The sequence below is a fragment of the Streptomyces sp. NPDC096136 genome (assembly GCF_044763325.1).
Taxonomy (GTDB): Bacteria; Actinomycetota; Actinomycetes; order Streptomycetales; family Streptomycetaceae; genus Streptomyces.
In genome coordinates, this window is sequence record NZ_JBIWFZ010000028.1 from 1 (window position 1) to 24,394 (window position 24,394).

Here is a 24,394-nt window from a genome sequence, read left to right on the forward strand (position 1 = left end):
CGCCTCGCCGACCCCGACACCCTCCACCACACCCCCATCGGCGTCTTCCGCAACACCCGACGCCCCGTCTACGACACCCTCATGGCCGAACAGCTCGACGCGGCCGTCGACCGCTACGGCAAGGCCGACCTGGGAGCCCTCCTCACCGGCACCGACGCCTGGACCGTCGCCGGCTGATCACGGCTGCGGAGGGTGGCTGCGGAGGGTGGCTGCATACGTACTCGGATAGTCCGAAGGGGGCATACAACAATAAGGCGTATGAGGGTAGGCTTGTGTCCATGGTGACCTCGGAACAAGAGCGCGTGGGACAGCGCATCAAGCGGCTGGAGCAGGAACTGACCGCCGCCAAGCACGCGGCGCTGCGCCCGTTCAAGATCAACGTTCCGCAGTACGGAGTCCTGTTCGAACTGTCCCGGCAGTCCGGGCTGTCCGGTGCGGCCCTCGCGCGCCGGTGCATGGTCACCCCGCAGACCATGTCCTCGGTGCTCTCCACCCTGGAGGGCCGCGGGCTGGTGGAGCGCACGCCGCACCCGATCCACCTCCAGATCCTGGAGGTCCGCCTCACCCCCGCGGGCAAGACGCTGATCCGTGAGGCCGACGTGGTGATCGAGGAGATCGAGAAACTGCTCGACGGCTGCTTCGCCCCGGGCGAGGCCCAGTCGTTCCTGGAGCAGCTGGAGCGCTGCGAGAAGGCGGTCACCGCCTGGAGCCCGAAGCGCTGACACGACGACGGAGGCGGCGGCCGGCCCGTACGGGCCGGCCGCCGCCTCCGTCGTCCGTACGCGGGCCGCGCGGCTACCAGTCGACCGCGCCGGCGTCGTCGAAGAAGCCGCCGGTGGGGCCGTCCTCCGCGAGGGTGGCCAGGTGGACGACGATGCGGGCGCCCTCCTCGACCGTACGGGTCCCCTGGTGGCGGTTGAGGTCGGTGGCCACGTAGCCGGGGGTGGCCGAGTTGACCTTCAGCGGGGTGCCGGCGAACTCGCGGGCGTAGTGCAGGGTGAGCGAGTTCAGCGCGGCCTTGGACGAGTTGTACGCCAGCAGGAGCCGGTGCGGGGCCTCGAAGTCCGCGGCCTTGGCCAGGGACCCCAGGCGGCTGGAGAGGTTGACCACCCGCCCGGCCGGTGCCTCGCGCAGCAGCGGGAGCAGGGCGTGGGTGGTGGCGATGACACCGAAGACGTTGGTGGCGTAGATGCGCGAGGCCAGCTCGGCGGTGGTCCCGCTCGGCGGGAGGTCCTCCTCGACGATGCCGGCGTTGTTGACCAGGACGTCGAGCCTGCCGTAGGTGTGCCCGACGGCGGCAGCGGCGGACGCGACGGTCTCCTCGCGGGTGACGTCGAGGGTGAGGGCGCGGGCGTCGACGCCGCTCTCGCGCAGGGCGGCGGCCGTGCGCTCGCCGCGGTCGGTGTCGCGGGCGCCGATGAGGACGGTCATCCCGCGCAGGCCCAGCTGCCGGGCGGTCTCCCGGCCGATGCCCTTGTTGGCGCCCGTGACGAGGGCGACCGGGCGGGGGTGCTGCGTCATGGCTGTTCTTCTTCCTGTCCGGGGGGACGTGCGAAGTCCGGCACCGGACGTGCCGGTGCCGGACTTCACCGGTCGGGGGGCCGGGTCGGCGGCTCAGTGGATGCCGAACATGCGGCACGGGCCCGCGAAGCCCTTGCGGTGGCGGATCAGGCCGATGACGGCGGTGGCGCCGACGTCGGGGACGGTGTGGAGGTTCGCGATGTTCTCCACGCCGTAGCGCAGGTCGCCCAGCACGATGCGGTGGGCGCCCGGGTCGTCGATCTGGAGGTTCTTGGAGGCGTCCAGGCTGGGGGTGTCGGTTCCGGCGGCCACGATGGAGCGCTCGCGGACCAGGAGTTCGGCGGCGTCGAAGCCGAGCCCGGGGAAGTGGGGGACTCCGTCGGCGTCGCGGTTGATGTAGGCGCCGGGGGTGTCGATACGGGGGCACCAGCCGGAGTCCATGACGACCAGGGCACCGTCCGGGATCCGGCCGTGGCGGCGCTCCCAGGCGAGGATGTCGTCGGCGGTCAGGGTGGTGTCGGGGTCCTTCGCGGCCCGCTCGCCGATGCGGATGACGCACAGCGGGGCGATGAGCCGGTCGATCGGGATCTCGTCCGTGTAGACGGGGCCGTCGATGAGGTGGGCCGGACCGTCGACGTGGGTGCCGGTGTGCTCGTCGATCTCCAGCTTGTTGGCGTTGAAGCCCTCGGAGGCGATGTCGGCGAAGTGCTCGATGTTCGGCTTCAGCACGATCGGTTCGAGGACCGGGAAGTCGTTGCCGAAGGCGTGCGTGAGGTCGCTGACCCGGCTGCCCCGGATGAGCGGGGCGGGGGTCCGGGGGCGTTCGGCCGGCTGGGCGCCGTCCTGGCCGGTCGCGGCGTCGTGGGCGGTGCCCGCGTCGGTCGCGTGGTCGGCGCAGCTGTGTCCGGGCTCGCCGTGGACCAGCTCCATCACCTGGGGGCTGCACATGGGAGGGGATCTCCTTGGTTGGGTCTCGTCGGTCGTGTGGTGCTCGGAGGGGGGAGGGCGGCGGCCGGGTGGGGGACCGGCCGCCGGGCGCCGGGGGAGGGCGCGGGAAGGGGTGCCGGAGGGCGGAGGGTCAGGCCGCGGCGGGGGCGTTCGCGGTGCTGCGGTCCACGACGCGGCTGCCGCGGATCAGCCAGGTCGGGCCCTGGGCGATGCCGGCGATGCGCTCGAAGAAGGCGGCGAAGTGCGGGCCGGCCATGTGCCGGTCGAAGGCGGCGGAGTCGTCGTAGACCTCGTCCAGGTAGAAGCGGTTGGGGTCCACCTCGTCCTCGACGAGCTCGAAGCGCTGCGTGAACGGCTCGTCCACGGCCGAGTCGCGGGCGTCCGCGTGGGCGGCGGCGATGAAGGTCTCGCGGTGCTCGGGCTGGACGTCGAAGGCGACGGCGACGTGGTACATGGGGGTGCTCCTGGGGGTGGGGACGTACGGGTCGGGGGTGGTGGGGCGTCAGTCGCGCAGGGCGGGCGCCTTGGGCGCGGCGGCGGGGGCGCCGGCCGGGGCCGCCGCCGTGACGGGGACCGCGCTCTCGCCGCGCCGGCGCGGGCGCACGGCCCGGTTGCGGCCGGAGCGCAGTCCGAGGACCAGTTCGGGGAGGGTGAAGGCGGCCAGCAGGACCAGGGAGACGGTCCAGCCGCCGGTGGCGCCGTGCAGCAGGCCGAGCAGGAGCGGGCCGGCGATGCCGCCGGCGAGGTAGCCGATCGTCTGCACCATGCCCGAAAGCTGGGCGGCGGTCTGCGGGTTGGGCGAGCGCATGCCGATGAAGGTGAGGGCCATGGCGTGTCCGGCGCCCAGGGTCACACCCAGGACGGCGACCCACAGGGCGGCCGCGGCCGGCGCCCACAGCAGGCCCAGCAGGCTGACCGCGCCGGCCACCGCGATGGCGACCACCATCGGGGAGGTGCCCTTGCGGCCGACGAGGATCGGGGCGAACAGCGCGCCCGGCACGCTGACCAGCATCGCGACGGAGAGCAGCGCGCCGGAGGAGGAGTTGCTGTAGCCCAGGTCGGCGAGGATCGTGGGCAGCCAGCCCAGGGCGGTGAAGTACACCAGGGCGCGCAGCGCCAGGTAGCCGGTGACCTGCCAGGCCATGGCGTCGCCGAGCAGCGAGCCCTGGTCGGCGGCCGGCCCGGCGGCGGCCGGGGCGGGCTTGGAGTTCTTGAGCAGCGGCAGCCAGGCGACGAGGCCGACCGCGGCGGGGACCGCCCACAGGGCCAGGGAGCCGCTCCAGCTGTCGGTGGCGTCGCGCAGCGGGACGGCGAAGCCGGCCGAGAGGGCCGCGCCGGCGCTGAGGATGCCGGTGCCGATGCCGGTGAAGAGGCGGACGCGGTCGGGGAAGGCGCTCTTGATGACCGCCGGCATCAGGACGTTGCCGATCGCCAGGCCGGCCCCGGCGAGGGCGGTTCCGACGAACATCGCCCAGACGGAGTGGTCCAGTCGGATCAGGATGCCCGCGATCAGCAGGACGAAGCCGAGCACGAGGGCGCCGGGGGTGCCCATGCGGCGGGAAAGGGCGGGTGAGACCGCCGCGAAGATGCCCAGGCACAGCACGGGCAGGGTGGTGAGCAGACTGATGGCCGAGTCGCTGAGCGCGAGGGACTGCTGTAAGTCGTCGAGTACGGGCGAGACGCTGCCGATGGCGGGGCGCAGGTTGAGCGCCAGCAGGCTCAGCCCCACGGTCGTGGCCACGGTGCTCGCGCGGTTGCCGGATCGGTGGTCGGACACGGAGCTCCTCCTAACCGGGAGAACAAGGGGTACGGTTTCGATTAACTAGATGATGCACGACGACCATAAGATGTCTTACGTCTGGGTGTCAATCGATGAGTGTAAGAAACCTGTCAGGTCGGGGAGGCGCCGGTCGTGACCGGCGCCTCCCCGAACAGCCGTGCGTGCAGGGAGTGTTCCACGGCATGCCGGAGTACGGCCCGCCGGCGGCGGGCCGTACGGACGCGCAGCAGCGCCCTGACGTCCGCCTCGTCGTCCACCGCGGAGGAGCCGAAGCCCCGACCGCTGTCGCTGGTGTGCGTGTCCATGGCAGTGCCCTTTCGGAACGGGGTGGGGCGGGGGAGGAGGCGTCAGCGGACGGCGGCCAGCTCCTGGGCACGGGGCCGGGCGAAGGCCGTGGGAGCCCAGTCGGCCAGCACCGCCCCCACGGTCATCCCGCCCCCGAACCCGGCCAGCAGGACGCTGTCGCCGTCGGCGAACAGCCCTTGGCGGTGGGCGAGGTCCAGGGTGACCGGGACGGAGGCGGAGCCGGTGTTGCCGTACCGCTCCATCGCCAGGTGCATGGTGGCGCCGGTCAGGCCGAGGGCGGGCCAGACCTCGCCCAGCATCACCGCGTTGGCCTGGTGCGGGACGAAGTGCCGGATGTCCTCGGGCCGTGCGCCCGCCTTCGCCAGCAGCTCGTGCAGCGCCCCCGGCAGGTTGTCCTGCACGAAGCTGCGCACACCGCGCCCGTCCATGCGGAAGAAGTGGGCGCCCTCGCGCAGGGTGCGGTCGTTCGCCGGCATCCGGCTGCCGCCCGCGGGCACGCTGATCAGCCGGTACTGGTCCCCGCGCGTCAAAAGGCTCGTCTCCCGTATGCCGCGGTCCGCGGGGACGGTGCCGAGCAGCGCCGCCCCGGCCCCGTCCCCGAACAGGAGGGCGGTCTTGGGGTCGGAGTAGTCCAGGATCCGGGAGTAGATGTCGGCGCCGATGACCAGGGCGTAGCGCCCCGGTTCGGCCGCCCGCAGCAGCCGCTCGGCCACCGTGGTGGCGTAGACGAAGCCGCTGCACACGGCGTTGATGTCGAAGGCGGCGGCGTTCTCCGCCCCGATCAGGTGCTGCACGATGCCGGCGGTCGCCGGCTGCGGGTGGTCGGGCGTGGACGTGGCCAGCACGATGTACGCCACGTCCCGCGCGGCCACGCCGGCCTGTTCGAGGGCCGCCCGGGCCGCGCGGGCGGCCAGGTCGGAGGTGGCGTCGCGGTCGTCGGCCCGGCGCCGCTCGCGGATGCCGGTCTTGCGCACGATCCACTCGGCGGACACCCCCGAACTGCGGGCGATCTCCTCGTTGCCGACGACCGTGGAGGGCAGGTAGGAGCCGGTGGCCAGGATTCCGATGCGATTCATGGTGTCTCCAGTGGTGGGGCGGGCCGCCGGGTGCGGCCCGCCGCGAGGTCAGGCATGCCCGTCGGCCTCCAACGTCCTCCAGCCGTGGCGGCGGGCGTGGGCGGCCAGTTCGGGGTCGGTGCCCACGGCCACGGGACGGCCCACCGCGCTCAGCAGTGCCAGATCGCTGGTGTGGTCCCCGTACCCCGAGCAGTCGGCGAGGTCGAAGCCGCGCAGGGCCGCGCTGATGTGCACCGCCCGCCCCTTGGCCGCGCCGATCATCGGGACGAGCACCTCGCCGGTGAGCAGCCCGCGCCGGACCACCGGGCGGGAGCCCAGTGCGTGGTCGGCGCCGATGTCCTCGGCGACGGGCTGGAGACAGGCGAAGAAGGAGCCCGAGAGCAGGACCACGGAGTGTCCCGCGGCCCGGTGGCCGCGCAGTTCCCGCTCCACCGCCGGGAGGTACGGGCCGCCGGGCTGCTCCCGCTCGTGGGCGAACCAGGAGCGCCCGCTGCGCTCCAGCTCCTCGACGGACTCCCCCGCGAGTAGCGCGTAGTAGCGCCGGTTGATCCGCTCCCGGGGCTCGCCGCGCCGGGCCGCCCGGCGCAGGCCGTCCGTCAGCCGTTCGTAGGTGGCGGGTGGCTCGCCGCGTCGGCGCAGGTGGAGCGCAAGGAAGCGGAACATGCTCTTCACGCGGATCAGCGTCTCGTCCACGTCGCTGAAGGCCGCTGCGGTCACCGCCCCCGCCGCGGTGCCGGCGAGCGGCGCCCGCGCCGCGGTCGCGGTGGCTGTCATCACGCTCATGCGTGCCGTCCTTTCCGTGCGCTCAGGACGACAGCCGCGTCAGGACGAAGGAGATGACGCACAGCGACTCGCCCCGCTGGGTCGCCTCCACCCGGACCGGAACCTGCTGGAGGGCCGCCACGCGCTCCGGGTCCGGCCCGTCCGCGTCCTCCGGCTCCAGGACGCCGCCCTGGGTGTAGACCGGGCCGCCGGGGCCGGACTCCGGCCCGCCGCCCGCCCGGGCGGTGAGCACCGTCTCGTCCTCCAGCTCGCCGAACCGGGTGAAGAGCACGTCGATCTCGGTGACGAGGGTCTTCGCGCCGGCCAGCCCCCGGACGTCGAGCGCGGCGAACAGGGCCAGCTGGCGCGCGCCTTCGGCGATGACCATGCCCGGCAGGTGGTCCTGCGGGTGGTCGAACATGCTCGCGTGCTGGGCCGGTATCCGCAGCAGGGCCTGCGCGGTGTCCCCGGCCGCCACGGTGTCCACCAGGACCACGTTGTCCGGGTTGGCGCGCCCGACCAGGTGCGGGGCCAGGGGGGTGCCCGGCGTCCGCACCGGATACGCGGCGGAGGAGGGCAGGGCCAGGCCGTCGCGGTTGTTGAGCCGCAGGGTGAGGTACCCGGTGGGCGTCTTGAAGCGCAGCCCGACCGCCCCCCGGCCGATCACGACGCCGCCCACGGTCAGGTCGAACTCGTAGTCCAGTCCGGTGACCCGGCCCTCGCGCTCCTTGCGGCTCACGATGGTGACCCGCAGCGCGAGGGCGATCGGGGCCGATCTCACCACGACCATCTGCGGCCGGTCCAGGCGCAGGCGCAGGTGGGTCAGGATGAACTTGTTGTCGGACGGGACCCCGTAGAAGCGGTGGGCCCCCGCCAGCGCCGCCTGCCTGCAGGCCTCCAGGAGCAGGAGCGGGTCGTAGCAGCCGGGGCGCAGCAGGTGGTCCCCGTAGTAGGCGTGCGAGCGGGGCAGCTGGACGCCTGCGGCGTAGCGCTGGTCGTCGATCGGCTGGAGGTCCGTCAGGAAGACTTCTCCCAGGGCGTCCCGATGGACCAGCAGCCGGTCCACGGTACGGGAGTAGTCCAGGGCGGGGAGCGCGGAGGGCGGCGCGGGCGGGGCGGGTGAGGCCACGGGCGCGGCGGCGGGTGCAGTGGTCATGGGGCCTGGCTTCCTGTCGCGGTGGGTGGTTCCTGTGGGTGGTCGGTGCGCGTACGGGGAGGTGGCCGCGGCGGACCGGGGGGCCGGTCCGCCGCGGCCGCGCCGGTCCCCGCCGGCGGGGGAAGGCGGCGGGGACCGACGGGATCAGGCCGGGTAGACGTCGCCCGGCAGCTTGCGGTCGGCGCCCACGGTGCCGATGTGCCAGTACGGGTAGGGCGCCGGGGTCTCGCTGACCTTGTCGAGACGGGCCACCTCGTCCTCGGTGAGGCTCCACTCCATCGCCCGGAGGTTGTCCTCCAGCTGGTGCGGCTTGGTCGCGCCGACCACGGCCGAGGCGATGGCGGGCTTGGCCAGCACCCAGTTGAGCGCGACCTGCGCCACCGTCGCGCCGCGGTCCTCCGCGATCTGCGCCATCGCGTCGACGATGTCGTACGCCTGGTCGGGGTCGGTCAGCGGCGCCGACTCGGCCGGGGTGCGCTGCGAGAGCCGGCTGCCCTCGGGGCGGCCCTCGCCGCGGCGGTACTTGCCGGTGAGGAAGCCTCCGGCCAGCGGGGACCAGGCGGTGATGCCGACGTTCTGGTCCACGGCGAGCGGGATGATCTCGCGCTCCAGGTCGCGGGCGGCGATGTTGTAGTAGCCCTGGTAGCAGACGAAGCGGCTGAGGTTGCGGCGCTCGGAGACCGACAGCGCCTTCATCAGCTGCCAGCCGGCGAAGTTGGAGACGCCGATGTAGCGGACCTTGCCGGAGCGGATCAGGTCGTCGAGCGCGCGCAGGGTCTCGTCCAGCGAGGTGCGCGGGTCGAAGCCGTGGATGTGGTACAGGTCGATGTAGTCGGTGTTCAGCCGCCGCAGGCTGGCCTCCACCGCGGCGAACAGGTGGTGGCGGGTGGCGCCGATGTCGTTGGGGTCGTCCGTGATCCGCCAGCGGCCCTTGGTGCCGATGATGACGCGGTCGCGCACCTTGCCGAGGGTGCGGCCGAAGAACTCCTCACCCATGCCGTTCTTGTAGACGTCGGCGGTGTCGAAGAAGTTGATGCCCGCGTCGAGGGCCTGGTCCATCATGCGCAGCACGTTGGAGTCGTCGACGGTGCCGAACTCGGACCAGTTGCGGTCCTCGGCGCCCAGGAAGCTCGCCCCGCCGCCGAAGGTCATGGCGCCGAAGCACAGTTCGGAGACGGACAGGCCGGTGTCGCCCAGGTAGCGGTAGCGCATCTTCTCTTCTCCCGTTGTCGATGTGTAAGATTGCGATGAACCATAAGACATCTGATAGTAGTCGTCAATGAGATGGAGGAGCGTTCATGTCCACCACACAGCTTCCGGACCCGGAGCCCTACGACGTCCTCGTCGTCGGCGCGGGCCCCGCCGGGATGACGGCCGCCTGCGAACTGCTGCGCCGCGGCGTGCGCGTGCGCGTGATCGACCGCGCCCCCGAACCCTCGCCGCTGCCCAAGGCCCTGCTGGTCTGGCCGCGCAGCCTCGACCTCTTCGAGGACCTGGGCATCCTCGACGAACTGCGCGAGGCGGGCCTGCAGATCAACGCCTTCAGCTACTTCTCCGACCGCCGGCGCCTGGCCACCTTCGACTTCCCCCAGCACCTCGCCCCGCTCTGCCTCCCGCAGAACGAGACCGAGGCGGTCCTGCGCCGCCGGCTGCTCTCCCTCGGCGGCAAGGTCGAGCACGGCGTGCGCCTGCTCACCCTGGAAGGCATCGACTTCTCCGGCCGCATCGACGGCACCGACCCCGTCACCGCCGTACTGGAACACGCCGACGGCCGTATCGAACGCACCCGCGCGCCCTTCGTCGTGGGCACCGACGGGGCCTCCAGCGCGGTACGCGCCCAGCTGGGCAGCGGCTTCGACGGGAGCACGTACGAGAGCGCCTTCGCCCTGGTCGACGCGCGGATCGAGGGCGACCTGCCGCCCGACCAGGCCCTGTACTACCAGTCGCCCGCCGGAGCCCTCGTCATCGTGGCGCTCCCCGACGGGGTCTACCGCTTCTTCTCCAGCCTCGCCCCCGGCGAGCGGGCCGGGCTGGAGCGGATGCAGCAGATCGTCGACGAGCGGGGCCCGCGCGGGGTCCGCCTCGTCGAGCCCCGCTGGGAGACGGTCTTCCGCATCCACGCCCGGCACGCGAGCACCTACCAGCTGGGCCGGGTCTTCATCGCGGGCGACGCCGCCCACGTGCACAGCCCCGCCGGCGGCCAGGGCATGAACACCGGCATGCAGGACGCCCACAACCTCGCCTGGAAGATCGCCGCGGTGGTCCGGGGCGAGGCCCCGTCCGCCCTGCTCCTCGGGTACGGGGCCGAACGCTCCGCGGTGGTCCGGCGGGTGGTGCGCGACACCGACATCCAGACCCGGGGCTGGCTGGTCCGCGGCCGGCTCGCCGTCGCCGCCCGGGACGCCGCCTTCCGCGCCGCCGAGCGCACCGGCGCCTTCCGGCTCTACGCGCCCGTCATGGCGGGCCGCCGCCTGTCCTACCCCGCCCTCCGGCCCAGCCAGCTGCCGTCCGGCCGCACCGGCTGCTCGGCCCGCGCGAAACGGCCCGGAGCGCTGGAGGTGGGCGCGGTCTTCCCCAGGGAACTGGCCCTCCCGCACGGGATCGCCGGGCCGGCGGCGGAGGCTCCGTCCTGGACCCTCGCCGTGGTCGGCCGGGGCACGGCCGCGGCCTGGCGCACCCAGCTGCGCGCCCTCGCCGCGCCCTGGCCGCAGGTGCGCGCGGTGGACCTCGCCGCCGGATCGGTCCGCCGTCCGACCGGCTGCGGCCGGACCGGCTACTACCTGATCCGGCCCGACGGGCACATCGCCGCGCACGGCCACGAGCGCGACACCGGCCACCTGCTGGAGGAGCTCACCACCTGGCTGGGCCCGGCCGCGGGTGCCTGACGCCCGGCACGGCACGAACGGCGCCGCCCCCGACACCGCGACACGGTGCCGGGGGCGGCGCCGTGTCGCGGCCGGGACACCATCCGCCCGCGGCGCCGTGTCGCGGCCGGGACACCATCAGGGGCCCCGCCCCGGCGGACAGCCCGAAGGGGGCGGCCGAACGGCCGCCCCCTTCGTCGGTGCCCGGGCCCGCACGCCCGGGCCGGATCAGACCCCGGCCCGCTCCCCGGCCCGGGCGGAGGACCGTCCGAGGGAGAGCTCACCCGTGGTCAGCAGGTCCAGCAGCTGGGCCAGTTCGCGGTCCTCGGGCGTCGCGGTACGGAAGACGAAGTGCCGCAGCCCCGCCTGCTCCGGACCGCCGAAGAACCGGAAGAAGCCGATGTCCGCGCCCTGCGGGGCGAAGCTCTCGTAGAGGAACACCAGCCCGCCGTCGGCGGTCAGCCCCCGTCCGGCGGCGAACAGATCGCCCGCGGCGGCCTCGTACACGATGTCGAAAGAACCCTCGAAGCCCTCGGAGACCGCCTCCGGGGTCATCACCCGACGGGCACCCAGCCGGGCCACCTCGGCGGCCTCGCCGGCGTCCCGCACCACGGCGGTCACCTCGGCGTCCAGCGCGGCCGCGAGTTCCACCAGCAGCCGGCCGATGCCCCGGCCCGCCCCGGTGACCAGCACCCGGCGGCCGGTCACCGAGCCGGCGCCGCGCACCAGGCGCAGCGCGGTCAGCACCGCGACCCGCAGTGCGGCGGCCTGCTCGAAGCTGACGTGGTCGGGCAGGACCACGGCGTACTCGGAGGGCAGGGTCATGCACGATCCCCACTCGGTACCCGTGGCCACGCCCACCACCCGGTCGCCGGGCTGCGGGCTGAAGCCCTCGGGGGCCGCCTTGAGGACGACTCCGGCGACGTCCCAGCCCGGCAGCCAGCCCTCGGGGAGCGGCTCGGCCCGGATCATCTCGTCGATTTCGGGGGCCACCGCGCGCACGGCGATCAGGATCTCGTCCTCGGCCTGCTCGGCGGCGCCCTGGGGGGAAGGAAGGGTGGGGGACTGGTAGGACATGGAAGTTCCTCTCGTACCTGGTGGTGTTTCCTCGTACGGCTCGTGATCCAGCGTGGGGTGGGGCGGGTGGTACGGCGTGCGGCCGGGCCTGCGGCCGGGCGGACGGCGCGGCGGCCGGTCCGGCGGCCGCGGGGTGTCAGAACTCATCGGCGGCCAGCGCGGAAGTGCCGTCGAGGCGCTCCACGGAGACGACGTCGAATACCTCGGGCTGGTCCAGGACGAAGGCGGGCAGGCTCAGCCGGCTCTCCAGGACCTGGTACCGGATCCAGTCGTGCGTGTAGTGGTCGTCGGGCACGCCGGGCGCCAGGAGCACCCGGAGCTGCACCCGCTGCCCGCGGCCCACGGCCACCTGGGCGGCCGTCACCTCGCCCGTGGCCAGGGCCGAATCGACCAGCTCCCGGGCCGAGACCCCGCGCCCGTGGAGCCGGAAGTGCGGGTCGGCGGGTCCCAGCAGCCGGATGGCCGGACCCGCGGCGCCGCAGACGCAGGAGGCGTACTCGGCGCGCTCCTCGGTCGCGTACCGGATCAGCGGGGGGTCGCGGCGGGCGTCGAGGGTGGTGACGAGGACCCGCCCGTCGACCACCTCGACGTGCTGGTGCGGCAGCGGGTGGTAGAGCCCCGTGAGGCAGTGGGGCCCGTGCTGCCCGGCGACCCCGGTGGCCGGGGTCCCGTACAGGCGCCAGACCTGCGTGTAGGGGAAGCGGTCGGAGAGCAGGGAGTCGGAGGTGGTGTCGTGCAGGGTGCCGCCCAGCAGCAGGGTGCGCAGCCAGGGGAGCGGCCGGCCGGCCCCGGCGGCGCCCGCGAGCCTCGCGACGGTCTCGGGCGGGGCGCTCAGGGCGGTGACCCCCGTACGGGCGAAGAAGTCCAGCCATGCGTCCTGGGCGCCGTCCGGCAGCGGGCCGAGCGGCAGGCAGGCGGCGCCCGAAGCGGCGGCGAAGCGGTTGAAGAAGTGGTGGTCGGGGCGCAGGCGTTCGCAGGAGTGCAGGTTCGTCAGGACGTCGGACGGGCCGAGCGGGCGCCAGGCGCCGCGCACCCGCTCGGCGAACAGGTCCGCCGGCAGCAGGCTCAGCGAGGGCGTGCGGACCGTGCCGCCGTCCGCCCAGATCAGCGAGGCGGCCGGCCGGGACCCGGAGACCAGTACCTCCTCGGTCGCCAGCGCCAGCTCCTGACGGGTCAGCACGGGAAGGTCCGTCAGCCGTACCGGGCCGTCGGCCAGGACGGGGGCGTACTTGGCCCGGAGCGAGGGGACCCGTAAGGCCCGGCGCAGCAGGGCCGGCAGTTCACCGGGCCCCTCCGGTGCCTCCGCCCGCGTGCCTGCTCCTGCTCCTGCTCCGGTGCCTGGTGACGCCGTGTGCTGTGACGTGCGCGGAGCCAATGGAGTTCACCCCTTCTCGCTCACAGGTCTCTCAGATCTGACTGGAGTTCATTTTTGGGCTTGGGTCTAACTTTCTACTACAGGCCAACGACTTTGGGAAGTGGGATAGTTCGCGGAGTGTCCCCATCCGGATATGGCCTCCGATCCATCATTGTTCTCAAGTACAGACTTGAACTACGATCGAGGCGCGGTGGAGCTGCGGGGGAGGCGGCTCCCGCGCACTCACATCGGACGAGGGGGCAGTCGTGGAATCGTGGAAGGAAGAGACGACCGTGGCGGTCGTCGGCATGGGGTGCAGGTTTCCCCAGGCCAACAGCGTCGGACAGTTCTGGGACAATCTGGTCGCCAACACCGACTCGGTGACCGAGGTACCGCAGGACCGCTTCGACATCGACGCGTACTACGCACCCGGGCCGGGGGTCCCGGGCAAGACGGACTCCCGCTACGGCGGCTTCCTGGACGACCCCTTCGGCTTCGACACGGAGTTCTTCGGGATCTCCCCCGCCGACGCGGCGGCCATGGACCCGCAGCACCGCCTCCTGCTCCTCGTGCTGCGCGAGGCGCTGGACGGGGCGGGCATCCGGCCCTCGTCGCTGGCGGGCACCCAGGCCGGGGTCTTCATCGGCCAGGCCACCGCGGAGTACGCCCGGGGCGAGGACCTGAACGTCCACACCCTCAGGGAGGTCGCCGGCAGCGGCGTACGGGCGATGGCCGCCGGCCGCATCTCCTACGACCTCGACCTGCGCGGCCCCAGCGTCACCCTCGACGCGGCCTGCTCCTCGTCCCTGGTCGCCGTCCACATGGCCCGGCAGAGCCTGCTCACCGGGGAGAGCGACCTCGCCGTCGCCGGCGGGGCCAACGTCATCCTCTCCCCGCACGAGGCCGTGGCCTACTCCCAGGCCGCGATGCTCTCACCGGGCGGCCGCTGCCGGTTCGGCGACACCGCCGCCGACGGCTTCGTCCGCAGCGAGGGCGTCGCCGTCGTCGTCCTCAAGCGCCTGCGCGACGCCCTCCACGCCGGAGACCCGGTCCTGGCCCTGCTCCCCGGCAGCGCCGTCACCAACGACGGCCGCGCCAGCGGCTCCCTGATCCGCCCGGCCGTGCACGGCCAGACCGCGATGATCCGGGGTGCCTGGCGCAGCGCCGGGGCGGACCCCGGCCGGCTGGACTACGTCGAGGCCCACGGCACGGGGACCCCGACCGGCGACGAGGTCGAACTCCTCGCGCTCGCCGAGGCCGTGAGGGGCCACCGCCCCGCCGACCGACCGCTGAGGATCGGCTCGGTGAAGACCAACATCGGCCACGCCGAGGCGGCGGCCGGCATCGCGGGCCTCGTCAAGACGGTGCTGATCACCCAGCACGGCCTCGTCCCCGCCTCGCTCCACGCGACCAGCCCGCACTCCTTAGTCGCGGGGCAGGACGCTCCCCTGCGGCTGGTCACCCGCAACGAGCCCGTCGGCGCCCAGGGCGGCTCCGCCGCGGTCGTGGCCGGCGTCAGCTCCTTCGGCCTGTCGGGCACCAACGCCCACGTCGTCGTCGCCTCGCCCGTCCCCCGGCCCGCCGCACCCCGGCACGGCCTCAGCGAACTGCCCCCGGACCGCCCCACCCACCTGCTGGTCCTCAGCGCGCACTCGCCCGGCGCCCTGCGCCGCCTCGCCGCGGCCCACGCCGCCCACCTCGCCCCCGGCGGGGCGGGCCGCGCACACCCCCTGTGGGACCTCTGCGCCACCGCCGCCCTCAAGCGCGACGCCCACCCGTACCGCCTCTGGGCGACCGGCGAGGACCACGACGGACTCGCCCGCACCCTGCGCGCCCTCGCCGAGGACCGCCCCACTCCCGACGGCGGTACGGGCGAAGCCGGGTTCGCCGGACCGCGCCGCCCCGTCTTCGTCTTCCCCGGCCAGGGATCCCAGTGGCCCGGCATGGGCCGCTCGCTGCTGGACTCCTCGCCCGCGTTCCGCGCCGCCCTGGACGCCTGCGACACCGTCGTCCGGGCCGAGACGGGCAGGTCCGTGCGCGAGATCCTGGCCGAGGACGGCGACGACTCCGTCCCCGACCGGGTCGACACGATCCAGCCCCTGCTGTGGTCGGTCCAGACGGCCCTGGCCGCGCACTGGCGCGACATGGGCGTCGAGCCCGAGGTCTGCGTGGGCCACAGCATGGGCGAACCCGCGGCCGCGGCCGCCACCGGAGCGCTCTCCCTCGCCGACGCCGCCGCCGTCATCTGCCGCCGCAGCGCCCTGCTGCAGCGCACCACCGGCCAGAACGCCATGATGGCCGTGGAACTCCTGCACGAGAGAGCCGAGGCCCTCATCGCGGACGAGCCCGGTGTCTGCGTGGCCGCCGAGAACGCCCCCACCAGCACCGTCCTGGCCGGAGACCGCGCCGGACTGCGCCGGATCGCCCGCCGCCTGGAACAGCAGGGCGTCTTCCACCGCCTCGTACGGACCAACGTCGCCTCGCACTGCCCGGCCATGGACCCCCTGCGCGACGACCTGCTCGACCTGCTCGCCCACGTCGCACCCCGCCGCGCCCGCACCCCGATGCACTCCACGGTCCGCACCGCCTACCTCGACGGGACCGAACTCGACGCCGGGTACTGGGCGGACAACCTCCGCCGCCCCGTCCGCTTCGCCGACAGCGTCCGGCACCTGGCCAAGGAGGCGGAGCACGTCTTCGTCGAGATCAGCCCCCACCCCCTGCTGGGCCCCGCCGTCGAGGAGACCCTCCAGGAGCTGGGCGCCCCCGTCGCCGTCGTCACCTCCACCACCCGCCGGCTGCCCGAGGGCGAGGCCCTGTCCCTCGCCCGCTCCCTCGGCGCCTACTTCGCCCTCGGCGGCCCCGTGCGCTGGGACCGCTGGTTCCGCGACCGGGCCCGTCCCGCCCCGCTCCCGCCCTACCCTTGGGAGGCCGAGCCGCTGCGCCGCCTCCCGGCCGCGGTCCACGCCCCCGCCGCGGGGAGCCACGTCGCGGACATCCCCTACGACCACCGGATCGCCGGGATCAGGCTGCGCGGCCTCACCCCCGTCCCCCCGGTCGCCCACCTCGCCCACCTCCACGACCTCGCCCGCGCCTCCGCCCGCGCCGACGAGGTGACCCTGACCCGCGTCGTCGTGGGCGGGGAACTCGTCGAGGCCCCCGACGAGGGGGCCGTCCGCACCGTCCGTCTCCGGCTGGACCCCGGCCGCCCCGGCACGTACACCGCCCGCGCGGACGCCCTCGGCCGGGACCCCGTCCCCTGCCTGCGCGCCGAGCTGCACACCGCTCCCGCACCGCCCTCCCGCCACGGCCGGGCCGACGTCGACGACGCGCTCGCCCGCTGCCGCCGGCACCTGACGCCCCGGGAGTTCCTCGCGGGCGCCGCCCGCCGCGGGTACGAGGTGCTGCCCGCGATACGGACCCTGCGCCACCTGTGGCTGCGCGGTGGCGAGGCCGTCGCCCAGATGTCCCGGCCCGGGCCCGGCATGCCCGCCCACGGAGCCTGGGAGGCCTGCTTCCTCCCGCTGATCGCGGCCCTGCCCCACACTCCCGGGGACCACCGGGCCTACACGGCGGAGGCCTTCGACCGGGTCCGTTTCCACGCGGACCTCACCGAGGAGTTCTGGGTCCACGCCACCGTCGCCCCCCTCCTGCGGGGGGACGCCGCGCGCGCGGCGGTGCACGTCCTCGGCCCGGACGGGCGCCTGCTGGCCGAGTTCCTCGGCATCCGGCTGCGCCGCGTCGGCGCCGCCCCGCCCCTGGCCGTCCGGCTCCAGTCGGCCCTCGCCGTCCCGCTGCGCACCGCCTCGGCCGCCGCCGGCGTCCTGCGCGGCTCCTCGGGAGCCCTCGGCCGGCTGCGCGGTGAGGCGGAACCGCGGCCGTACGCGGCCCGTCCCCCGTATGAGCGGACGTCCCCGCCTCAGGAGACCGACAGGAGGGCGGAGGCGGACGTGCGGGAGGGGCAGCCCGGGGACCGCACCGGCCTGTTCGTCGACCGGGCGGCCCGGGTCCTGGGCATGGTGCCCGAACGGATCGACGTACGGCGGTCGTTGCGCGACTACGGCATCGACTCGCTGACCGCCACCCAGCTCAGCCGCGACCTGCGCAGCACCCTGGACTGGGAGATCCCGATGCGCCAGCTCCTGGGCGGCAGGAGCATCCGGGACATCACCGCCGGGGCGGCCGCGTGACGTGTGATCGACCACAGAAGATGGACTGTGATTCATAAATTGATCGTGATACAAAAGGTCGAAGGTGCCGGTGCGGCGGGACGTCTCCCGCCGCTGGTCACGTCAGGAGGCCAGCGGCCTTGCGCGCCGGCGGTCGCGCGACAGGAGATCACATGACCAGCACCATCACCGCAGATGCCCCGCAAGGCCGCAGGGAGCGCAACAAGCAGCGCGTCCGCGACAGCATCTACGACGCGGCCATCGAGCTCTTCGCGAGCCAGGGCTACGACCAGACCACGGTCGACGAGATCGCCCACAAGGCCGACGTGGCGCGCGGGACCTTCTTCAACCACTTCCAGCGGAAGGAGGACCTCATCACCGAATGGGGGGCCAAGCGCCGCACCGTACTGGGTGAAGGCCTCGCCGCCACCACCGAGGACGACCCCCGCCGCGCACTCCTGGAGTGCATGGGCCTGCTCGCCGACATCAGTCTGCGCGACAGCGCCCTGACCCGGGCCCTCACCACGGCCTGGGTCAAGGCGGGCTACGTCCTCCAGGAGGAGCCCTTCCTCAGCGACATGCTGAGCGAGTTCGTCGTCGAGGCCCGTCGGCGGGGCCAGGTCTCCGAGAACGTGGACCCGCGCCTGGCCGGTCTCCTGCTGCGCGACGTCTACCTCGGCACCGTCTTCCGCTGGGCGCGGAGCCCGGAGGGCGAGCGGGACCTGGCGGCCGACCTGCGCACCGCCTGCGAAACGGTCCTCGACGGCATCATGCCTCTGCCGGCCCGCCGGGCCTGACGCCGCGCCGCTGTCCCCGCCGGGCAGGGGCGGGGGCGGACGGGGTCTCAGTTCCCGTCCAGGACCTCCAGCAGCCGGGCGGCGAAGCGGGACGGGTGTTCGGCGCAGCCCACGTGGCCGCCCGGGAACTCCGCGAAGCGGGCGCCGGTCAGGTCCGCCAGCCGGGTCGCCGGGCCGTACAGGGCCGGGATCGCCCGCGAGTCCTCCCCGGCCGCCAGGACGAGGCGGGCGGCGGAGGCCCGCAGGGCGGGTACGTCCGGGGTGCTGCCCGTGAACGGGGCCAGGACGTGTTCCAGGAAGAACGGCTGGTTGGCGTACATGCGCGGCGCCATCTCCAGGATCTCGGGCGGCAGTTCGGCGGGCTCCTCCCGCCGGGCCGGTTCCCCGCCCAGGCCCTCGCCCAGGCGGGCCATCGCCTCGCCCGGCCCCCGGGTCCGCGTCAGCCCGCGCACCTCGGCGAAGAGCGCCCGGTACGGTGCGGGGTCCTCCAGCACCTCCACCAGCGGCGGCTCGTGCGCCACCACGCGGCGCACCCGCTCCGGGTGGCGGGCCAGCAGCCCGAGCGCGGCGACCGCGCCCGCGCTGCACCCGAGGACGTCCGCGGGCTCGCCGGGGGAGACCAGCTCCAGCACCCGGCGGGCGTCGTCGGCCCAGTCCTCCACCCGCTGGTCGGCGGCCGGGCCGTCGAGGGTGCTGCGGGACTGGCCCCGGGGGTCGTACGAGACCACGGTGCGCCCGGCGGCGGCCAGGGCCGGCGCCATCCCCGCGTACAGGCCGGCGTCCGCGCCCCCGCCCGGGATCAGGAGCAGGACGGGGCCCTCGCCCCGCCGCTCGTGGTACAGGGTGGCCCCCGGGACGGCGAGCGTCCCGGCGGCGGGTGTGGTGGTCATTCCCTCTCCCCCTCGTCTGTCGTCGGCCAGTTCTCCAGGGCCGCGTGGAGTGCGTCGAGCCCGCGCGCCCAGGACGTCCGCACCTCGCGGGAGTGCCCGAAGGCCCCGCTCAGCTCCAGGTGGACGTAGCCGTGGAAGGTGCTGCGCAGCAGCCGGGCCGCGTCCGTCAGGTCCGGGTCCTCCAGGCCGTAGGCGCGCAGCATCCCGTAGGTCAGCTCCACGCTGCGCAGGAGCCCGGCCGAGCCGGCCACCTCCTCCGGGTCGAAGCGCATCTGCGACGCGGCGTACCGGCCCGGGCGTTCCAGGGCGTACGCCCGGTAGGCGTCGGCGAACGCGACCAGCGCGTCCTTGCCCGACCGCCCGGCGACGGCGACCGCGATCCGCCCGGTCATCTCCTCGCCGGCCAACAGGGCCACCCGCACCCGCAGGTCCCGCAGGTTGCGCACGTGCGAGTACAGGCTCGCGTCCTTGACGCCGAACCGCCGTGCGAGCGCGGACAGCGAGACGTTCTCGATGCCGGCCTCGTCCGCCATCTCGGCGGCCGCCTCCGTGAGCCGTGCGGCGTTGAGTCCCGCGCGGACCATGCGGCGCCTCCCCTCTGGCCTCGGCACAAGCCTTGGCTGGTTGTTCTAGGTAAAAAACTAGAGGATATAGGTTTTGGTGTCCAGCCGGATTCCGGAGCGGTCTAACGGGAGGCCGGTTCGGCGGTGTAGTCGCGCAGGGTGATGTTCTCGGCGGCCTTGCGGGCCATCCGCGCGGGCAGGTTCTTGCCCGGCAGGTACGGCATGACCTTGTAGTAGCGGTTGAGGAAGGCCGCGAGCAGCCGGCTCTCGGGGACCATCATCCGGGCCACCCCGTCGCCCATCTTCTGGCAGCCCTCCGCGTACGCCCGCATCTCCCGCTCGTACCGGGCGAAGGCGGTGCGGTGGTCCCCGTGCGCGGCGGCGAGCTCGCCGGCCAGCACGTACGCGCCCACCAGCGCGAGCCCCGAGCCCATGCCCGACAGGGGCGACGGGCAGTACGCGGCGTCGCCGAGCAGGGCGACGCGGCCGCGCGACCAGCCGTCCATGCGCACCTGGCCGACCGAGTCGAAGTAGAAGTCCGGGGCCTGGCGCATCTGCTCCAGCAGGTGGTCGCTCTGCCAGCCGTTGCCCGCGAACCGCTCGGTGAGCAGCGCCTGCTGGCGCGCCACGTCGCGGCGGTCGAGGTCCAGCAGCGGCGAGCCGAAGTAGAAGACGCCCTTGGCCTCCGTGTTCCCGCGGGCGCTGTACATCGACACGAGCCGGCCGGGGGTGAGGTAGGCGTGCCCGGTGCGGTCGAGGCCGAGGTGGTTGGCCGTGGTGAAGACGGCGCAGTAGACCCCGAGGTGCCGGACGAACCGCTCCTCCGGTCCGAAGGCCAGGGCGCGGGTGCGCGAGTGCAGGCCGTCGGCGCCGACGACCAGGTCGAAGCGGCGGGGCGCGCCGCGCTCGAAGGTGACGTGGACGCCGTCGGCGTCCTCGGCGAGGGAGGCGATGGAGTCCCCGAAGACGTACTCGGTGTGCTCCTTGGTGGCGTCGTACAGGACCCGGGCCAGATCGCCCCGGAGGACCTCCAGGTCTCCCGCGAACAGGTCGGCGGGGAGGTCCGCGAGCCGCCTGCCCGCGCTGTTCACGTACGACATCGAGCCCGTGCCGGTCCGGACGGCCTTCAGGGCGTCCAGGATCCCCATGCGGCGCAGCACCGCCATGTGGGCCTCGCCGCGGAAGTCGACGGCGTAGCCGCCCTCGCGCAGGGCGGGGGCGCGCTCGACGACGGTGGGGGCGAAGCCGTGGCGGTGGAGCCAGTAGGCCAGCGCGGGGCCGGCGACGGAGGCGCCGGAGATCAGGACGGTCCGGGCGGCGGTGGTGGGCGCGGTGGTGTTCGTCATGTGCCCCAGGGTGCGCGGGGGCGCTCACCGCGCGGTCACCGTCGGCTCACCGCCCGTCCGCTGCCGGACCGCCGGCGGTGAGCGGCAGCTGGAGCCCGGTGTGGCGCCGGGTTGTGGCGCCGGGTTGTGGCGTCCGGTCGTGGCGTCCGGTGTGGCGCCGCCACCGCCGGTGACCTGGCACACGTCGATTCTGGTCATGGTGTCACGCGTGTGCCATAGTGGCGCCATGGATCTGAGGCCGTACGTAGAGAACCTCCGGCACGAGCTCGCCGTCGCCGCCGACGCGGGCGGGGACGAGGCCCGCGCCCTGGCCGGCCGGCTCACGGCTCCGCTGGAGTCGGCCGCCCGGCTGATCCTGCTGGGCGCCCTGTCCGACGCGATGGACGAGGTCACGCGGGACCTGGCCCCGGGATCGGTGTCGGTACGGCTGCGCGGCCTGGACCCCGAGTTCGTCGTGACCGTCCCGCAGGCCGAGCCCCCCTTCGACGAGCGCCCGGCCGCCCCGGCCGTACCGCCGGCCCCCCTCCCGCCCGAGGGCGAGGAGGGCGGGACGGCGCGGATCAACCTCCGTCTGCCCGCCCACCTCAAGGCCCGTGCGGAGGAGGCGGCGGTCCGCGAGGGGATCTCCGTCAACTCCTGGGTCGTGCGCACCCTGTCCGCGGCCCTCGCCGGGGCCGCCGCCGAGCCGCCCGCGGGACTGCGCCGCACCCGCGCGGGACAGAGCTACACCGGCTGGGTCCGCTGACGCGCGCCGCCCGGCCGCTCCCGCACCTTCCTCCGCCGGACCGGCGGGCACCCGCACCACGTCATGAGGATCGGACCGTCATGCTTGCCTTCGAAACCCCCGCACCGATCGCCGTCTCCGTCGAGATCGAGGTGGGATCCGTGTTCCTCACGGCCGGCGAGCGGCCGGACACCGTCGTCGAGGTGGTCCCCGCCGACCCCGCCGACCCGGAGGACGAGCGGGCGGCCCGGGAGAGCCGGATCGACCACGCCGACGGCACGCTGACGGTGCGCGGCGCCAGGAAGCGCCTCCCGTTCGGCCGGATCGGCTCCGTCGACGTGCGCATCGAACTGCCCGCCGGCTCCCGGGTCCGGGCCGCGACGGGCGTGGGCGCCCTCGTCCTGGACGGCACCTTCGGCGCGTGCGTCCTGAAGTGCGGCGCCGGTGACATCCGGGTCGGCGCGGCCGGCCCGGCGGAGCTGCGCACCGGCCACGGCGACGTCCTCCTGGAGCGGTGCGCCGGCGACGCCGAGGTGCACGGCGCGGGCCGGATCCGCCTCGGCCGGGTGGACGGCACGGCCACCGTCAAGAACCTCAACGGCGACACCGAGATCGGCGAGGTCACCGGAGACGTACGGGCGAACAGCTCCAACGGCGCCATCACGGTCGAACGGGCGCACGGCTCGGTCGAGGCCAGGTCCGCGAGCGGCGCCATCCGGATCGCCGAGCTGGCCCGGGGCAAGGCCGACCTCCAGACCGCCGCCGGCCGGATCGACATCGGCATCCGCGCCTCCGTCGCCGCCTGGCTCGACGTCACCTCCCGCCTGGGCAGGGTGCACAACTCCCTCGGCGCCTCCGGCGGCCCCGAGGGCTCCGACGGCGTCGTCGAGGTCCGGGCCCGCACCGGCATGGGCGACATCGTGATCACCCGGGCCGCCTGACGGCCGCCGGGCGGGAGCGGCCGCCGGGCGGGGCCCGGCTTCCTCCGCAGGATTGCTCAGATCGCCGTCAAGTCCGTCTCAACCCCCGTGATGGCGTGCCCGCGCGTGCCTAGTGTGGCCAGCCGGAAGGCCATGACGCGCCGAGTGGCCGGTCGAGCCGCAGGGGGATGATGCGAGATGTCCGGCATCCGCACACGAGAAGAGCCGACGACCACCCGGGAACCCCGCGTTCCCGGCCAGCGCAGGGTGACCCTCAGCCGGCTGCCCTGCCTGGAAGGGCTGACCAGGTCGGGCATGGCCTTCGCGCCCGCGATGCCGCAGCGGACCTGGGAGGAGATCGGCACCCAGCTCCGCGACCTGACGAGCTCGTCCGCGTGGTGGCTCGGCGACTGGCTCCTGTTCGGGGAGAACGCCTACAGCGGCCGCTACCGGGAGGCCGTGGAGCGGACCGGGCTCGACTACCAGACCCTGCGCAACTACGCCTGGGTGGCCCGCAGGTTCGAGCACGGCCGGCGCCGCGACGCGCTCAGCTTCGCGCACCACGCCGAGGTGGCCCGCCTGGCCCGGCCGGAGCAGGACTACTGGCTGCGCCGCGCCGAGGAACAGCGGTGGTCGCGCAACGAACTCCGCCGACAGCTCCGGGCCGGCCTCGCCGAACAGCGCGGCGGGGCCGCGGCGGACCCCGCCGACGGGGCGGCGACGCTGCGGATCGAGCTGCCGAAACCGGACCTGGAACGGCTCCTGGAGGTGGCGGCCGCCTGCGGGCTCAGCCTGAACGACTGGGCGGCCCACGTCCTCCAGTCCGCCGTCCAGGCCCGGGCCGAACCCCCCGGCGTGTCCTAGCGGGCCGCCGGGACCGGGTTGTCGAGGGTGAGGGCGGTGCAGCGGACCCCGCCACCGCCCTTGCGCAGCTGCGCCGTGTCGAGTTCCACCACGGTGGAGCCCCGCTCGCGCAGGGTCGCGGCCAGCCGGGGCGCGCCCGTGGTCATCGTCACGGTCGTGCCGTCGCTGATCAGGTTGAGGGCGAAGGCCCGGGCCTCCACGGGGGCGACCTCGATGAGCTCCAGCCCGAGGGAGTGCAGCACGCCGACGCTCTCCGCCTCCAGCGCGCCGGGGTAGTAGGCGAGCGTGCCCTCGTCGATCACGGCGACGGCCAGGTCCAGGTCGTACCACTCGGCCCCGGCCGTGCGCAGCGGCACCACCTGGTGGCCGGTCAGGTCCGCCAGGACGTCGTGCATCCGGCGGTCCGTGCGCTGTCCGTGGCCGGCCAGCAGCAGGTCCCCGCAGGCCAGGGTGTCGCCCTGGCCGCTGAAGGCGTACGGGGCGTCGAACACGTCGATGCCGTTCTCCTTCAGCCACGACCGGAAGTACGGGATCTCGGCGGCGCGGGCGGCGGGCGGGTCGCCCAGCACGGCGCGGTCGCCGCACACCCAGGCCCCGTTGGCCGTGTACACCATGTCGGGGCACTCCGGAGCGGACGCCATCCGGCGGACCGTGCGGCCGGCCGCGACGTGGGCGGCGGCGATCGCGTCGTGCTCGGCGACGGCGGCCCCGGCGTCCGGCTGGACGCCGGTGTCCATGTACGGGTTGATCACGTAGTCGATGCGGAAGTGGGTGGCGTCCGACATCAGCAGTTCGGTGTTCATCCATGGGCTCCAGGGGCGGGGTTGAGGGGCCTGGGGTGGCGGGACTGGTCTGGACGGTGGCAGAGCGGGGCGGACCCGAGCGGAACGGAAGGCGACCGGCGGGTGGTGTCCGGCCGGCCCGCACGGGTCGTCGGCGGCGGCGGGTCCGGCGCCGGACGGCGGTCGAGGCTCCCCGGCCACGGGCCGCGCCGTCCGGGGCGCCGCCGTGCCCGAACCCTCCGCGCCCGCCAGGCCGGTGGTCCGGAGGCGGCGGTCGGCCGTGGCCGCGTTCGAGCATGGCAAGGGCGCCCTCGAGAGGGCAATCCCCGAGCCCCTCCACCGCCCCACCTGTCCCGCCGGCGGGACACCCACCCCGTCCCCGCCACACACCGCCGCGCCTCGCCCGCCCCGCCACACACCGCCGCGCCTCGCCCGCCCCGCCACACACCGCCGCGCCTCGCCCGCCCCGCCACACACCGCCGCGCCTCGCCCGCC

22 protein-coding genes and 1 pseudogene are annotated in these 24,394 nt (G+C 74.4%); 8 read left to right on the forward strand and 15 right to left on the reverse strand.

The genetic code is table 11. From position 1 onward, the window contains the following. A pseudogene (locus ACIRBY_RS35155) lies at positions 1–177 on the forward strand (2-oxoacid:ferredoxin oxidoreductase subunit beta); the annotation flags it as partial. A 101-nt stretch (positions 178–278) separates the two neighbouring features. Beyond that, on the forward strand, positions 279–722 hold the full coding sequence (locus ACIRBY_RS35160; RefSeq protein WP_403908438.1) for a MarR family winged helix-turn-helix transcriptional regulator: 444 nt from the start codon (positions 279–281) through the stop codon (positions 720–722). Between the two features lie 73 nt (positions 723–795). On the opposite strand, the gene ACIRBY_RS35165 is transcribed toward ACIRBY_RS35160, so the two are convergent. The 9 genes from ACIRBY_RS35165 to ACIRBY_RS35205 all read right to left on the reverse strand — a co-directional run bounded on the left by ACIRBY_RS35165 (position 796) and on the right by ACIRBY_RS35205 (position 8,761). Then, positions 796–1,521 carry an SDR family oxidoreductase gene (locus tag ACIRBY_RS35165; protein ID WP_403908440.1) on the reverse strand — a complete coding sequence of 242 codons (726 nt, stop codon included), beginning with the start codon at positions 1,519–1,521 and terminating at the stop codon, positions 796–798. 93 nt (positions 1,522–1,614) lie between these two features. After that, positions 1,615–2,469: a cyclase family protein gene (locus tag ACIRBY_RS35170; protein ID WP_403908442.1), complete on the reverse strand. Its 855-nt coding sequence runs from the start codon at positions 2,467–2,469 to the stop codon at positions 1,615–1,617. A 130-nt stretch (positions 2,470–2,599) separates the two neighbouring features. Further along, the gene (locus ACIRBY_RS35175) at positions 2,600–2,923 is read right to left on the reverse strand and encodes a putative quinol monooxygenase (protein ID WP_403908444.1); all 324 of its coding nucleotides are present in this window, start codon (positions 2,921–2,923) and stop codon (positions 2,600–2,602) included. 48 nt (positions 2,924–2,971) lie between these two features. Next, the gene (locus tag ACIRBY_RS35180; RefSeq protein WP_403908446.1) at positions 2,972–4,246 is read right to left on the reverse strand and encodes an MFS transporter; all 1,275 of its coding nucleotides are present in this window, start codon (positions 4,244–4,246) and stop codon (positions 2,972–2,974) included. A gap of 113 nt (positions 4,247–4,359) precedes the next feature. Continuing rightward, positions 4,360–4,554 (reverse strand): hypothetical protein, encoded by a 195-nt coding sequence (locus ACIRBY_RS35185; protein WP_403908448.1) that lies wholly within the window; start codon positions 4,552–4,554, stop codon positions 4,360–4,362. A gap of 42 nt (positions 4,555–4,596) precedes the next feature. Further along, complete coding sequence (locus tag ACIRBY_RS35190) at positions 4,597–5,631, reverse strand: 3-oxoacyl-ACP synthase III family protein (protein ID WP_403908450.1); 1,035 nt, start codon at positions 5,629–5,631, stop codon at positions 4,597–4,599. Between the two features lie 48 nt (positions 5,632–5,679). Beyond that, positions 5,680–6,414 (reverse strand): HAD family hydrolase, encoded by a 735-nt coding sequence (locus tag ACIRBY_RS35195; RefSeq protein WP_403908452.1) that lies wholly within the window; start codon positions 6,412–6,414, stop codon positions 5,680–5,682. Positions 6,415–6,436: 22 nt separating this feature from the next. After that, positions 6,437–7,549 carry a ScbA/BarX family gamma-butyrolactone biosynthesis protein gene (locus ACIRBY_RS35200; protein WP_403908454.1) on the reverse strand — a complete coding sequence of 371 codons (1,113 nt, stop codon included), beginning with the start codon at positions 7,547–7,549 and terminating at the stop codon, positions 6,437–6,439. 144 nt (positions 7,550–7,693) lie between these two features. Continuing rightward, positions 7,694–8,761: an aldo/keto reductase gene (locus tag ACIRBY_RS35205; RefSeq protein WP_403908456.1), complete on the reverse strand. Its 1,068-nt coding sequence runs from the start codon at positions 8,759–8,761 to the stop codon at positions 7,694–7,696. A gap of 86 nt (positions 8,762–8,847) precedes the next feature. Here ACIRBY_RS35205 and ACIRBY_RS35210 point away from each other — a divergent pair, with 86 nt between their 5' ends. Beyond that, positions 8,848–10,434: an FAD-dependent monooxygenase gene (locus tag ACIRBY_RS35210; protein ID WP_403908458.1), complete on the forward strand. Its 1,587-nt coding sequence runs from the start codon at positions 8,848–8,850 to the stop codon at positions 10,432–10,434. A gap of 207 nt (positions 10,435–10,641) precedes the next feature. On the opposite strand, the gene ACIRBY_RS35215 is transcribed toward ACIRBY_RS35210, so the two are convergent. Continuing rightward, complete coding sequence (locus ACIRBY_RS35215) at positions 10,642–11,490, reverse strand: zinc-binding dehydrogenase (RefSeq protein WP_403908460.1); 849 nt, start codon at positions 11,488–11,490, stop codon at positions 10,642–10,644. A gap of 136 nt (positions 11,491–11,626) precedes the next feature. Then, positions 11,627–12,670 carry a hypothetical protein gene (locus tag ACIRBY_RS35220; RefSeq protein WP_403908462.1) on the reverse strand — a complete coding sequence of 348 codons (1,044 nt, stop codon included), beginning with the start codon at positions 12,668–12,670 and terminating at the stop codon, positions 11,627–11,629. 440 nt (positions 12,671–13,110) lie between these two features. Here ACIRBY_RS35220 and ACIRBY_RS35225 point away from each other — a divergent pair, with 440 nt between their 5' ends. After that, the gene (locus ACIRBY_RS35225; protein WP_403908464.1) at positions 13,111–17,034 is read left to right on the forward strand and encodes a type I polyketide synthase; all 3,924 of its coding nucleotides are present in this window, start codon (positions 13,111–13,113) and stop codon (positions 17,032–17,034) included. A gap of 152 nt (positions 17,035–17,186) precedes the next feature. Continuing rightward, on the forward strand, positions 17,187–17,810 hold the full coding sequence (locus ACIRBY_RS35230) for a TetR/AcrR family transcriptional regulator (protein WP_403908466.1): 624 nt from the start codon (positions 17,187–17,189) through the stop codon (positions 17,808–17,810). A gap of 47 nt (positions 17,811–17,857) precedes the next feature. Here the strand turns inward: ACIRBY_RS35230 and ACIRBY_RS35235 are convergent, their stop codons facing one another. The 3 genes from ACIRBY_RS35235 to ACIRBY_RS35245 form a co-directional block, all read right to left on the reverse strand. After that, complete coding sequence (locus ACIRBY_RS35235) at positions 17,858–18,700, reverse strand: alpha/beta fold hydrolase (protein ID WP_403908468.1); 843 nt, start codon at positions 18,698–18,700, stop codon at positions 17,858–17,860. Next, a complete protein-coding gene (locus ACIRBY_RS35240; RefSeq protein ID WP_403908470.1) occupies positions 18,697–19,284 on the reverse strand; it encodes a TetR-like C-terminal domain-containing protein in 588 nt (195 codons plus the stop codon). Before ACIRBY_RS35240 ends, ACIRBY_RS35235 begins: the two co-directional genes overlap by 4 nt. Before the next feature lie 101 nt (positions 19,285–19,385). Then, positions 19,386–20,609, reverse strand: a complete 1,224-nt coding sequence (locus ACIRBY_RS35245; RefSeq protein ID WP_403908472.1) for an FAD-dependent monooxygenase — start codon at positions 20,607–20,609, stop codon at positions 19,386–19,388. Positions 20,610–20,835: 226 nt separating this feature from the next. Between ACIRBY_RS35245 and ACIRBY_RS35250 the strand changes: the two genes are divergently transcribed. The 3 genes from ACIRBY_RS35250 to ACIRBY_RS35260 all read left to right on the forward strand — a co-directional run bounded on the left by ACIRBY_RS35250 (position 20,836) and on the right by ACIRBY_RS35260 (position 23,117). Next, on the forward strand, positions 20,836–21,354 hold the full coding sequence (locus ACIRBY_RS35250; RefSeq protein WP_042810695.1) for a toxin-antitoxin system HicB family antitoxin: 519 nt from the start codon (positions 20,836–20,838) through the stop codon (positions 21,352–21,354). A gap of 80 nt (positions 21,355–21,434) precedes the next feature. Then, the gene (locus ACIRBY_RS35255) at positions 21,435–22,274 is read left to right on the forward strand and encodes a DUF4097 family beta strand repeat-containing protein (protein ID WP_403908475.1); all 840 of its coding nucleotides are present in this window, start codon (positions 21,435–21,437) and stop codon (positions 22,272–22,274) included. Between the two features lie 177 nt (positions 22,275–22,451). After that, the gene (locus ACIRBY_RS35260; protein WP_403908477.1) at positions 22,452–23,117 is read left to right on the forward strand and encodes an LmbU family transcriptional regulator; all 666 of its coding nucleotides are present in this window, start codon (positions 22,452–22,454) and stop codon (positions 23,115–23,117) included. On the opposite strand, the gene ACIRBY_RS35265 is transcribed toward ACIRBY_RS35260, so the two are convergent. Further along, a complete protein-coding gene (locus tag ACIRBY_RS35265) occupies positions 23,114–23,920 on the reverse strand; it encodes a dimethylarginine dimethylaminohydrolase family protein (protein ID WP_403908479.1) in 807 nt (268 codons plus the stop codon). The genes ACIRBY_RS35260 and ACIRBY_RS35265 overlap by 4 nt on opposite strands. Between the last annotated feature and the right edge of the window lie 474 nt (positions 23,921–24,394).

Coding starts and splice junctions, on each gene's coding strand:
- ACIRBY_RS35255 (WP_403908475.1), top strand. CDS start 21,435: ATGCTTGCCTTCGAAACCCCCGCACCGATCGCCGTCTCCGTCGAGATC.
- ACIRBY_RS35160 (WP_403908438.1), top strand. CDS start 279: ATGGTGACCTCGGAACAAGAGCGCGTGGGACAGCGCATCAAGCGGCTG.
- ACIRBY_RS35205 (WP_403908456.1), bottom strand. CDS start 8,761: ATGCGCTACCGCTACCTGGGCGACACCGGCCTGTCCGTCTCCGAACTG.
- ACIRBY_RS35210 (WP_403908458.1), top strand. CDS start 8,848: ATGTCCACCACACAGCTTCCGGACCCGGAGCCCTACGACGTCCTCGTC.
- ACIRBY_RS35195 (WP_403908452.1), bottom strand. CDS start 6,414: ATGAGCGTGATGACAGCCACCGCGACCGCGGCGCGGGCGCCGCTCGCC.
- ACIRBY_RS35200 (WP_403908454.1), bottom strand. CDS start 7,549: ATGACCACTGCACCCGCCGCCGCGCCCGTGGCCTCACCCGCCCCGCCC.
- ACIRBY_RS35260 (WP_403908477.1), top strand. CDS start 22,452: ATGTCCGGCATCCGCACACGAGAAGAGCCGACGACCACCCGGGAACCC.
- ACIRBY_RS35170 (WP_403908442.1), bottom strand. CDS start 2,469: ATGTGCAGCCCCCAGGTGATGGAGCTGGTCCACGGCGAGCCCGGACAC.
- ACIRBY_RS35165 (WP_403908440.1), bottom strand. CDS start 1,521: ATGACGCAGCACCCCCGCCCGGTCGCCCTCGTCACGGGCGCCAACAAG.
- ACIRBY_RS35250 (WP_042810695.1), top strand. CDS start 20,836: ATGGATCTGAGGCCGTACGTAGAGAACCTCCGGCACGAGCTCGCCGTC.
- ACIRBY_RS35235 (WP_403908468.1), bottom strand. CDS start 18,700: ATGACCACCACACCCGCCGCCGGGACGCTCGCCGTCCCGGGGGCCACC.
- ACIRBY_RS35245 (WP_403908472.1), bottom strand. CDS start 20,609: ATGACGAACACCACCGCGCCCACCACCGCCGCCCGGACCGTCCTGATC.
- ACIRBY_RS35190 (WP_403908450.1), bottom strand. CDS start 5,631: ATGAATCGCATCGGAATCCTGGCCACCGGCTCCTACCTGCCCTCCACG.
- ACIRBY_RS35230 (WP_403908466.1), top strand. CDS start 17,187: ATGACCAGCACCATCACCGCAGATGCCCCGCAAGGCCGCAGGGAGCGC.
- ACIRBY_RS35175 (WP_403908444.1), bottom strand. CDS start 2,923: ATGTACCACGTCGCCGTCGCCTTCGACGTCCAGCCCGAGCACCGCGAG.
- ACIRBY_RS35240 (WP_403908470.1), bottom strand. CDS start 19,284: ATGGTCCGCGCGGGACTCAACGCCGCACGGCTCACGGAGGCGGCCGCC.
- ACIRBY_RS35185 (WP_403908448.1), bottom strand. CDS start 4,554: ATGGACACGCACACCAGCGACAGCGGTCGGGGCTTCGGCTCCTCCGCG.
- ACIRBY_RS35215 (WP_403908460.1), bottom strand. CDS start 11,490: ATGTCCTACCAGTCCCCCACCCTTCCTTCCCCCCAGGGCGCCGCCGAG.
- ACIRBY_RS35265 (WP_403908479.1), bottom strand. CDS start 23,920: ATGAACACCGAACTGCTGATGTCGGACGCCACCCACTTCCGCATCGAC.